Annotated in this window: 10 protein-coding genes; 6 read left to right on the forward strand and 4 right to left on the reverse strand. The window is 59.1% G+C overall.

The annotated features are described in order from the left end of the window. The first annotated feature begins 37 nt into the window (after positions 1-37). Genes tsaD through BM131_RS08910 form a run of 3 tightly spaced genes read left to right on the forward strand, consistent with a single transcriptional unit; the run spans position 38 to position 2,488 of the window. Entirely contained in the window at positions 38-1,126 is a 1,089-nt protein-coding gene (tsaD, locus tag BM131_RS08900) for a tRNA (adenosine(37)-N6)-threonylcarbamoyltransferase complex transferase subunit TsaD (protein ID WP_090188529.1), read from the forward strand. Further along, positions 1,123-2,073, forward strand: coding sequence for an NAD(P)H-dependent glycerol-3-phosphate dehydrogenase (locus BM131_RS08905; protein ID WP_090188532.1), 951 nt, complete (start codon positions 1,123-1,125; stop codon positions 2,071-2,073). The genes tsaD and BM131_RS08905 overlap by 4 nt, the downstream gene beginning before the upstream one ends. A gap of 1 nt (position 2,074) precedes the next feature. Next, entirely contained in the window at positions 2,075-2,488 is a 414-nt protein-coding gene (locus BM131_RS08910; RefSeq protein WP_090188534.1) for an EVE domain-containing protein, read from the forward strand. Between the two features lie 47 nt (positions 2,489-2,535). Here the strand turns inward: BM131_RS08910 and BM131_RS08915 are convergent, their stop codons facing one another. Further along, positions 2,536-2,877 (reverse strand): DUF2853 family protein, encoded by a 342-nt coding sequence (locus tag BM131_RS08915; protein ID WP_090188537.1) that lies wholly within the window; start codon positions 2,875-2,877, stop codon positions 2,536-2,538. 129 nt (positions 2,878-3,006) lie between these two features. Further along, positions 3,007-4,395 (reverse strand): adenosylhomocysteinase, encoded by a 1,389-nt coding sequence (gene ahcY / locus BM131_RS08920; RefSeq protein ID WP_090188540.1) that lies wholly within the window; start codon positions 4,393-4,395, stop codon positions 3,007-3,009. Positions 4,396-4,476: 81 nt separating this feature from the next. Between ahcY and BM131_RS08925 the strand changes: the two genes are divergently transcribed. After that, the gene (locus BM131_RS08925; protein WP_090188542.1) at positions 4,477-5,067 is read left to right on the forward strand and encodes an HD domain-containing protein; all 591 of its coding nucleotides are present in this window, start codon (positions 4,477-4,479) and stop codon (positions 5,065-5,067) included. Between the two features lies 1 nt (position 5,068). Here the strand turns inward: BM131_RS08925 and BM131_RS08930 are convergent, their stop codons facing one another. After that, positions 5,069-5,620 (reverse strand): ActR/PrrA/RegA family redox response regulator transcription factor, encoded by a 552-nt coding sequence (locus BM131_RS08930; RefSeq protein WP_090188545.1) that lies wholly within the window; start codon positions 5,618-5,620, stop codon positions 5,069-5,071. Between the two features lie 49 nt (positions 5,621-5,669). Then, entirely contained in the window at positions 5,670-6,275 is a 606-nt protein-coding gene (locus BM131_RS08935) for an SCO family protein (protein ID WP_090188822.1), read from the reverse strand. Between the two features lie 96 nt (positions 6,276-6,371). Here BM131_RS08935 and regB point away from each other — a divergent pair, with 96 nt between their 5' ends. Next, positions 6,372-7,769, forward strand: coding sequence for a sensor histidine kinase RegB (regB, locus tag BM131_RS08940; protein WP_090188548.1), 1,398 nt, complete (start codon positions 6,372-6,374; stop codon positions 7,767-7,769). 69 nt (positions 7,770-7,838) lie between these two features. Further along, the gene (locus tag BM131_RS08945; protein ID WP_090188551.1) at positions 7,839-9,428 is read left to right on the forward strand and encodes a PAS-domain containing protein; all 1,590 of its coding nucleotides are present in this window, start codon (positions 7,839-7,841) and stop codon (positions 9,426-9,428) included. The last annotated feature ends 17 nt before the right edge of the window (positions 9,429-9,445 follow it).

Genomic DNA, 9,445 nt, shown 5'->3' on the forward strand with positions numbered 1-9,445 from the left:
TACGTGCAAGACGTTCCAGCACAACAGGCCTTACCCCATGACACGCACGATCCTTGGTATCGAAAGCAGTTGCGACGACACTGCCGCCGCCGTTGTGCGGCAAGATGATGAAGGAACGGTTATCCTGTCCTCTGTGGTGTTTGGCCAGACGACGCTGCATGCGGCCTTTGGCGGTGTGGTGCCGGAAATTGCGGCGCGGGCGCATGCGGAAAAGGTAGATCACTGCGTCGAACAGGCTCTATTAAAGGCGAATGTGAAACTGCGCGACTGCGATGCGATTGCGGTGACTGCTGGGCCGGGGCTGATTGGCGGTGTGTTGTCGGGGGTCATGTGCGCTAAGGGTCTGGCTGCCGCGACTGGGTTTCCGCTGATTGGTGTGAACCATTTAGCCGGCCATGCCCTGACGCCGCGCCTAACGGATGATGTCGCGTTTCCTTATTTGATGCTGCTTGTGTCTGGTGGCCATTGCCAATTTCTGATCGCCCATAGCGATGATCGCTTTGAACGCATCGGCGGCACCATCGACGACGCCCCGGGCGAGGCGTTTGACAAGACAGCGCGGCTGCTAGGCCTGCCGCAACCGGGCGGTCCCGCTGTGGAACGTGCGGCTGCAACGGGGGATCCCAAGCGGTTCAAACTGCCGCGCCCACTGCTAGACCGCGCAGATTGCGACATGAGCTTTTCGGGGCTGAAGACTGCCCTACTGCGTGCGCGTGATAGCGTCATTGGACCTGATCAGACACTGAAAGCGGCGGATCAAGCGGATTTGGCCGCCGGATTTCAGGCGGCCATGACCGATGTGCTGCGCGCGAAAACGGCGCGGGCTTTGGACATTTACCTTGCGCTATCCCCGGCAGAACCTGTCTTGGCCGTCGCAGGCGGCGTGGCTGCAAATATGCCGATCCGGCACGCACTGACCGACCTTTGTGCCACGTCAGGCGTCCGCTTTGTCGCGCCGCCGCTGGCGCTGTGCACGGACAACGCAGCCATGATCGCCTTTGCGGGGCTGCATCGCCTGGCCCGCGCTGATTTCGACGACTTAAGCCTGTCAGCGCGCCCACGCTGGCCGCTCGACGGTGCAGCTCCGGGGATGCTGGGGTCTGGCAAAAAAGGGGCTAAGGCGTGATTGGCGTCGTCGGTGCTGGCGCTTTTGGGACGGCGCTTGCGATAGCATTGGCCCGCGATGGGCGCAGCGTTACGCTTTGGGCGCGCGATATAGGCGATATGGCACAGACGCGCCGCAGTCCGCGCCTGCCAGATGTGACGCTTCCGGACGGGATAAACATCACCAAAAATATGGTCGATATTGCCGCGTCAGAGACTGTTTTGCTGGCTGTTCCCGCACAAAGCCTAAGGGACGTTTTGACGGCAAATGCTACGCATCTGGACGCCAAGCAGCTGGTCGCTTGTTGCAAGGGGATTGACCTTGAAACGCTGACAGGACCTGTAGCCACCATTGCACGCACCTTGCCGAATGCTATGCCTGCGATCCTGACCGGGCCATCCTTTGCCGCCGACATCGCGCGCGGCTTGCCGACCGCGCTGACGCTCGCCTGCGCTGATGATACCGTCGGCCAGAACCTGCAACAGCAGTTGTCGACAGGTACGCTGCGCATTTACCGCACGACAGACACGATTGGCGCAGAGCTGGGCGGTGCGCTTAAGAATGTCATCGCGATTGCCTGCGGCGTGGCGATTGGTGCAAGCCTTGGTGACAGCGCCCGCGCCGCGCTGATGACGCGCGGCTTTGCAGAGATGCAGCGCCTAGCACAGATCCTTGGGGCAGAGCCGCAGACCTTGGTCGGACTGTCAGGCTTGGGCGATCTGGCCCTGACCTGCACGTCGCCCCTATCGCGCAATTATCGTTACGGGCTGGCACTAGGGGCGGGCACGGCAATTGATCCCGCGATGACGGTCGAGGGGGCCGCGACGTCTTGGGCAGTCACGCGGCTCGGGCAGGATCGGGGGATTGATCTGCCAGTGTGCGCGGTGGTTGCTGCGCTGACGCGGGGTGAGATCAGTGTCGAAACTGCGCTGCAGAACCTGCTTAGCAGACCGCTAAAGGAAGAATAGTATGTCGCTTTGGTTGATGAAATCCGAGCCGGATGAATTTGGTTGGAACGATCTGGTCGCGAAGGGCGTCAGCCCTTGGGATGGCGTGCGCAATTATCAGGCGCGGAATTTTATGCGTGATATGGCGGTCGGCGATCAGGCATTTTTCTATCATTCCCGCACGGGTCTGGCGGTCGTTGGAAACATGGATATCGTCGCGCCCGCCTACCCCGACCCCACCGCGCCTGACCTCAAATGGTCTTGCGTCGATGTCAAAGCAGCGCAGCCCTTTGATCGGCCAGTCACGCTGGACGTTATCAAAAATGATCCGCGGTTGGCGGACATGGTGCTGGTTAAGAATTCGCGCCTGTCCGTGCAGCCGGTGACGCAGTCCGAATGGGATATGATCTGCGCGATGGGCCTAAAACAGGCCTAGATGGACAGCCCGCCAATCACATTGGCGGGCGCCCTGAATAGCAAATGTCAGCCGTAGACGGCTTCTTTGCCGAAATGCTTGGTCAGCAGGTAATACATGACGGCCCGGTATTTGTTGCGGTTCGACCGGCCATAGGTCTCGATCGCTTTTTGCACGCCGCCCATCAATTCGGGACCGTCGGGCAGGCCAAGCTTTTTGCGCAGGAAACCGTCAACGACGCGCTGAAGTTCTTCGGTATCGCTGCCGGCAACGGTGCTGGCGTCGTCGTTATAAATTGACGGGCCGCAGCCGATTGTGACCTTTTTCAGCAGTTCCATATCCGGCGTCATGCCGCATTTTTCTTTGATGTCTTCCGCGTATTTCGCGATCAGATCGTCACGTTTTCCCATGTCGTACCCCTGTTTTCTATACGGCCGTCAAGCGGCCTTAAGGCAGCCTAAAACGACGTTGCCGCGCCAAACAAGAAAAAACGAGGGGGAAAGTTTGGCCGCGCAACACCGTCACGCGGCCAAAAGTGGTTAGTAGCGGTAGTGTTCGGGCTTAAACGGGCCTTCGACGGTGACGCCGATATAGTCCGCTTGATCCTTTTGCAGCGTGGTCAGTTTAACGCCGATGCGGGCCAAGTGCAGGCGCGCAACCTTTTCGTCCAGCACCTTGGGCAGGATGTAAACGCCGGGCTGGTATTCATCGCCCTTGGTCCACAGTTCGATCTGCGCCAGCACCTGGTTGGTGAAGGATGCCGACATCACAAAGGACGGGTGGCCCGTGGCGTTGCCAAGGTTCAACAAGCGGCCTTCGGACAGCAGGATCAGACGAGAGCCGGAAGGCATCTCGATCATGTCGACCTGCTCTTTGATGTTGGTCCACTTGTGGTTTTTCAGCGCGGCGACCTGAATTTCGTTATCGAAGTGGCCGATGTTACCGACGATGGCCATATCCTTCATCTCGCGCATATGCTCGATGCGGATGATGTCTTTGTTGCCGGTCGTGGTGATAAAGATATCGGCGGTGGCGACGACGTCTTCCAGCAGGACAACTTCAAAGCCGTCCATGGCGGCCTGCAGGGCGCAGATCGGGTCGACTTCAGTGACTTTCACACGCGCGCCGGCGCCGCTTAGGGACGCGGCAGAACCTTTGCCAACATCGCCATAGCCGCAGACGACGGCCACTTTGCCAGCCATCATGGTGTCAGTCGCGCGGCGGATGCCGTCGACCAGCGATTCCTTGCAGCCGTACTTGTTGTCGAACTTCGACTTGGTGACGGAATCGTTCACGTTGATTGCGGGGAACGGCAGCTGACCCTTCTTGTGCAGGTCATACAGGCGGTGAACGCCTGTGGTCGTTTCCTCGGATACGCCTTTGATTGCGTCGCGGGTTTTGGTGAACCAGCCTGGGGATTGCGCCATACGCTTCTTGATCTGCGCCTTGATCGCGACTTCTTCTTCGGACTGAGGCACAGCGATAACGTCTTCGCCAGCTTCAGCGCGGGCACCCAGCAGGATGTACAGCGTCGCGTCGCCGCCATCATCCAAGATCATGTTCGCGCCTTCGGGGAATTGGAAGGACCGGTCAAGGTAGTCCCAATGCTCTTCCAGCGTCTGGCCCTTGATTGCGAAAACGGGTGTGCCGCCTGCGGCAATCGCGGCAGCAGCGTGGTCTTGGGTCGAAAAGATGTTGCAGGACGCCCAGCGCACGTCAGCGCCCAGCGCTGTCAGCGTTTCGATCAGCACAGCGGTCTGGATCGTCATATGCAGCGATCCAACGATGCGCGCACCAGCCAAAGGCTTCGTCGTGCCGTATTCGTCGCGGCAGGCCATCAGGCCCGGCATTTCAGTTTCGGCAATATCCAATTCTTTGCGGCCATAGGCAGCAAGGGCGATATCCTTGACGATGTAGTCCTGAGTCATGTTGCATGTTCCTTGCGCATCAGCTTTGCGCAAGGCGATAACACACCGGCCAAATCTGGGCAACGCGACACGAGGACAACCATGAAACAACCCCGCGCGTGGCAACGCATGCTATCGGGTCGCAGGCTAGATCTGCTTGACCCAACCCCGATGGATATCGAGGTCGAGGACATCGCGCATGGGCTGGCATTCGTCGCCCGCTGGAATGGGCAAACGCTAGGCGATTATGCCTATTCGGTGGCCGAGCATTCGCTGCTGGTCGAGCAGATTTTCAGCGTCCAGCAGCCCGCCGCGCCAGCCAAGTGGCGGCTGGCGGCCTTGCTGCATGACGCGCCAGAGTATGTGATTGGTGACATGATTTCCCCGGTCAAGGCGGCTGTGGGGCCAGGGTATGGAGAATTGGACGCGCGGCTGACAGCGGCGATCCATCTACGCTTTGGCCTGCCTGCGGTGCTACCCGTGCGGGTGAAAAAGCAAATTAAGACCGCGGACAATGTGTCGGCTTGGCTGGAAGCCATACAGATCGCAGGGTTTTCGCGCACAGAGGCAGACAAGCTGTTTGGCAAACAGCCTGCTGCTTTGGTGGAAACGCTAAGTATTGCGCTGCGCCCGCCCGTTGCGGTGCGGCAGGATTATACCGCCCGCGTCGCGGCGCTGCTGGCGCAGATGTAAATCAGCGCGGGCTGCGTTTCGCCAAAATGCGCTGCAGCGTCCGGCGGTGCATGCTGAGGCGCCGCGCGGTTTCACTGACGTTGCGGTCGCACAGCTCGTATACGCGCTGGATATGCTCCCACCGGACGCGGTCCGCGCTCATCGGGTTGTCGGGCGGCGGCGGCAGTTCGTCCTTGCGGGCCAGCAAAGCGTTGGTCACGTCGGTCGCGTCAGCGGGCTTCGCCAAATAATCCGTCGCACCGATTTTCACGGCGGCCACGGCGGTGGCGATAGCACCGTATCCGGTCAGCACAACGATGCGCGCATCCGGGCGGCGTTCGCGCAAAAGCTCTACCACATCAAGGCCATTGCCGTCCTCTAGCCGCAAATCAACCACGGCATAGGCGGGCGGACGGGCGGTAGCGATAGCTTTACCTGCTGCGACGGACTCGGCAGTTTCGACGATAAAGCCGCGCTTTTCCATCGCCTTTGCCAGACGTTTGACGAAGGCTTCGTCATCATCGACCAGCAAAAGCGTCTTGTCCGGTCCCAGATCGAGAGGCTCTTGGTTCATGCCGCGTTCCTTGAATGTTTGTTCTGAATTAGGCTTTTCGGCCCCGTGGTCAACTGGCACCAATCGCGCAGGCGACTTGGTCGGCCACTTGCTCTGGGCTTTCTTCGCGCCGGAAAAAACTGGCAAAGCCGGTGTCAGGCATCATCAGATACGTAAAGACGGAATGGTTCATCAAATAGTAGTCGGGATCGTCATCGCCCTTTGAATAAAAGACGCGGTAGGCATCGGCAGCGGCTTTGACCTGCGCATCGCTACCCGTCAGGCCAATCATTTTGTCGGAAAAGTTTTGCACATAATCGCCCATCACCTGCGGCGTATCACGGGCCGGATCGATGGTGATGAACACGGGTGTGACACTGTGACCCGCCTCTGCCAGCAGATCAACAGCCTGCGCGTTGCGCGCATTGTCGATGGGGCAGACATCAGGGCAAAAGCTGTAGCCGAAATAGATCAGCGCAGGTTCGGTAATGACATCGGCGTCGGTCACGGTTTCCCCTGCCCCATTCACCAGCGTAAACGGGCCGCCAATGTCCGCCCCTGCGGCAGTCGACGTGAAACACGACTCGGCGCTATTGCGCCCCATCGTCACCAGAAAGGTCGCCCCCAGCAAAGCAAGTGTTGCGCTACCAGCTAAAATCGCAGTCAGTCGTTTCATCGGGGTGTCCTTATCCAAAGCGTCGCATTGATCGCGCATCCCGGCCCCCGTAACAATGGGGCGCGCAAGCACATCCCCTTGATCTAGGATTTCACGATGACCAGCGATGACACGGACATTCTGCAGGACCGTGAGCGCAGCAACTGGGTGCGCCTGCGGACACTGCTCATTCTGCGCTGGTGCGCCATCGGCGGGCAGATCGTCGCCATTGTCATCGCCACCCGCTATTTCGGCCTCAAGATAGAGGCCGGGCCATCGGCCATGACCATCGGGGCGGCGATGATCGCCAACCTGATCACCAGCTTCGTCTACCCCGAGAACAAGCGTTTGTCGGAACGCGAAGCCAGCGCAATGATGGCCTTTGATATCATCCAGCTTGGAGTCCTGCTGTATTTGACGGGCGGGCTACACAATCCGTTTGCCCTGCTGATCCTCGCGCCCGTGATTATTGCTGCGACCGTGCTGCATTTGCTAAGCTTTGTGCTGTTGGGACTGCTTGCCATCGGCATGATTACCGCGATTGCCCTGACCTTTGTGCCGCTTCAGGTCGCTGACGGCACGCTTTTGCTACTGCCACCGCTGCTGCACTTCGGCTTTTGGGCGTCGCTGGTGATTGGCGTCATCTTTCTGGGTATCTACGCCCGGCAGGTCACGACAGAGATGAATACGATGGGTGACGCCTTGCTGGCGACGCAGCTCGCCTTGGCCAGAGAGCAGAAGCTGACCGACCTTGGCGGTGTTGTCGCCGCCGCCGCGCACGAACTTGGCACGCCGCTGGCGACGATAAAGCTGGTCAGTAACGAGCTGATAGACGACCTCGCTGACCATCCCGAAATGCGCGAGGATGCAGAGCTGATCCGATCACAGGCTGATCGTTGCCGCGATATTCTGCATTCCATGGGCCGCGCTGGAAAAGACGACCTACACCTGCGATCCGCCCCGCTAGAAACTGTTGTAAAAGAGGCAGCCGAGCCGCATCTGCAACGTGGCCGCAACGTCAGTTTTGATGTCACCCCAGAGGATGGCTGCACCCTGCCCCAGCCCGTCATTTTGCGGCGACCAGAGATCATTCATGGGTTGCGTAACCTGATCCAGAACGCGGTCGACTTCTCTCAGACGCAGATTGCGATTGATGTGCGTTGGTCTGACAACCAAATCTTTGTTCGTATTGCCGACGATGGTCACGGCTTTCCGCAATCGGTGATCGGCCGAATCGGTGATCCTTTTGTGCGGCGCAGGCGTGTGGCCTTGGACGGCTTGCGGCGGCCAGGCTATGACGGCATGGGGCTAGGGTTGTTTATTGCCAAGACGTTACTGGAACGATCCGGTGCCCAGTTGTTGTTTGCAAACGGACAACGGCGCATTCCGGCGGGGCAGAAAAGCGATCTGGGCACAGGTGCGATTGTCACGGTGACGTGGCCCATGAAAGCGTTGACGCGCACGGATCACGGCAACTATCCGGCGTTAGGGAAAAACCAACTAATTTTGGATTGATTTAGATTTCTTAAGCCTGCGTTAACCCGGCTCATTCAATTTCAAGTTGTTGTGACCGGGAGATATGGAATGCTTTTAACCAATGAGTTGATACGCTTTTTCGCTGCAGGCAGCTTTGCCTTGATCGGTTTATTTGCAGCGGTTCAAGCCATTAGATCCTATTCCTTTCCCGCTCCGCGGCAGTCCGTCAAAACGCTGCCAGACCTGCAGACGCCAGCCTTTTTGTTTGATCAGGATACGTTGGTTGATGCCTCGCCCAGCGGTGCCGCGCTGATCGCAAACAGCCAAGCAGGACAGTCCGACCGCGACGCCGTCATTGCCGTTCTATCGCGGCAATTTCCGAATCTGCGCGAAAAAATCCTGTCGCTGGGTACGGATTGCAGTGTCGCGCTGGCAGGCACTGGCGATGCCGGGTTGGGGCTGACCCTGTCAGACCGGCAGGGGCTGCTGCGCATCAGCCTAAACGCCCCCGGGGTCGAGGCCGCGACCCGTCACTACGAGGATTTAGAGCGCGAGTCGCTGCTGGATGAGCTGAATATGTTGCGCCTGATCACCCGCGACACCCCGCAGCTGATCTGGACCGAAGATGCCCAAGGGCATCTGATCTGGGCCAACGCCGCCTATCTGTCTTATGCTGACCGCCAGATGCCAGACGACGACCGCAGTGGTCGCGTCTGGCCAGGAGAGCGGCTTTTTGCTGATATTCCGCCGCCCCTGCCCAATGCCCCGCGTACCTTTGGCGGGCGTCATGCGCTGCAATTACCGGGCGAGCGTGCAGAACATTGGTTCGATATTACCGCTGTGCCGCAAGACGGCTCTGTCATCTATTTCGCCATCGACGCCAATGCCGCAGTGCGGGCGGAACGCGCCCAGCAGGAATTTCAGCAGACACTGGCCAAGACCTTTGCCCAGCTTTCAACGGGCCTTGCGATCTTTAACCGCAAACGGCAGCTGGCCATGTTTAACCCGGCCCTGCTGGATATGACCGGGCTTGCCTTTGGATTTATGTCGACGCGGCCGACCATCGACATGGTGCTGCACCGCTTGCGTGAAACACGCAAACTGCCCGAACCAAAGAACTATAACACGTGGAAAGAACAATTTTCGGCCCTAGAGGCCGCCGCCAAGAAAGGCACCTATTCCGAACTGTGGGAAATGCCTGATGGCCAGACATACCGCGTCACCGGGCGTCCGCATCCTGATGGTGCCTTGGCGTTTCTGTTTGAAGACATCACGGCCGAAGTGTCCCTGACCCGTCATTTCCGCGCCGAGATTGAGACAGGCCAGTCGGTGATGAATGCCCTACCCGACGCGATCGCCGTGTTTTCGCCCAGCAATACGCTGGTGATGACGAACGCCGCCTATGATGAAATCTGGCAGCGCGATGATGAACCGCAGATGCTGGTGCACGATCTGCGCAGCGCCTTGCGAATTTGGAAGGCGCGCTGCGGTCCCTCTAGCCTGTGGCAGGATGTCGAGAACTTTGGCCAGATGCGTAGAGACAGCCATATCGTATCTGACGGGCTGATCATGACGAACGGGCGCCGTCTGGATTGCGCCGTGCAGGCAATTACCGGGGGGATGACGTTAGTGCGCTTTACCCCTGCCATGGCCCGGTTGGAAAGCAGCCCGCAACCGCCGCGTCAAGCCTATGGCTGACAGCGTATTCTGACGGA

The organism is Loktanella salsilacus (assembly GCF_900114485.1).
Lineage (GTDB): Bacteria > Pseudomonadota > Alphaproteobacteria > Rhodobacterales > Rhodobacteraceae > Loktanella > Loktanella salsilacus.

Excerpts from the sequence above, each read along its gene's own strand:
- BM131_RS08930 (WP_090188545.1), bottom strand. The coding sequence starts at position 5,620 with ATGAACCAAGAGCCTCTCGATCTGGGACCGGACAAGACGCTTTTGCTG.
- tsaD (WP_090188529.1), top strand. The coding sequence starts at position 38 with ATGACACGCACGATCCTTGGTATCGAAAGCAGTTGCGACGACACTGCC.
- BM131_RS08935 (WP_090188822.1), bottom strand. The coding sequence starts at position 6,275 with ATGAAACGACTGACTGCGATTTTAGCTGGTAGCGCAACACTTGCTTTG.
- ahcY (WP_090188540.1), bottom strand. The coding sequence starts at position 4,395 with ATGACTCAGGACTACATCGTCAAGGATATCGCCCTTGCTGCCTATGGC.
- BM131_RS08945 (WP_090188551.1), top strand. The coding sequence starts at position 7,839 with ATGCTTTTAACCAATGAGTTGATACGCTTTTTCGCTGCAGGCAGCTTT.
- regB (WP_090188548.1), top strand. The coding sequence starts at position 6,372 with ATGACCAGCGATGACACGGACATTCTGCAGGACCGTGAGCGCAGCAAC.
- BM131_RS08925 (WP_090188542.1), top strand. The coding sequence starts at position 4,477 with ATGAAACAACCCCGCGCGTGGCAACGCATGCTATCGGGTCGCAGGCTA.
- BM131_RS08910 (WP_090188534.1), top strand. The coding sequence starts at position 2,075 with ATGTCGCTTTGGTTGATGAAATCCGAGCCGGATGAATTTGGTTGGAAC.
- BM131_RS08915 (WP_090188537.1), bottom strand. The coding sequence starts at position 2,877 with ATGGGAAAACGTGACGATCTGATCGCGAAATACGCGGAAGACATCAAA.